Raw genomic sequence first — 506 nt, forward strand, 5'->3', positions numbered from 1 at the left:
ACATGTGATCGAACACGCAGAGTTTGGTGTTCGACAACGGGCACACGGTCAGCGGGATCTGCTCGTCGATGATCCGCTGCATCAGGCGCTCATCTTCGATGGCGCGCACGCCATGGTCGATGCGCTGGATTTTCAGCAGGTCGATGGCTTCCCAGATGTACTCCGGCGGGCCTTCTTCGCCAGCGTGGGCAACGGTCAGGAAGCCTTCGTGACGGGCACGATCAAACACACGCTGGAACTTGCTCGGCGGGTGGCCCATTTCGGAGCTGTCGAGACCGACCGCGACAAACGCGTCACGGAACGGCAGCGCCTGATCGAGGGTTTTCTCGGCTTCTTCTTCGCTCAAGTGGCGTAGGAAGCTGAGGATCAAACCGCTGGTGATGCCCAGTTGCTGCTCGCCATCCTTCAATGCCGCGGCGATGCCGTTGAGCACTACTTCGAACGGAATGCCGCGGTCGGTGTGGGTCTGCGGGTCGAAGAACGGTTCGGTGTGAATCACGTTCTGC

The 506-nt window shown here is 60.3% G+C and carries 1 protein-coding gene; it reads right to left on the reverse strand.

Annotation, left to right across the window (positions count from 1 at the left end):
• The coding region (locus BK660_RS29965) for an adenosine deaminase family protein (protein WP_148057478.1) at window positions 1-506 on the reverse strand (506 nt) is incomplete at both ends.

It is taken from the genome of Pseudomonas brassicacearum (assembly GCF_003732265.1).
GTDB classification, from domain to species: Bacteria; Pseudomonadota; Gammaproteobacteria; order Pseudomonadales; family Pseudomonadaceae; genus Aquipseudomonas; species Aquipseudomonas brassicacearum_D.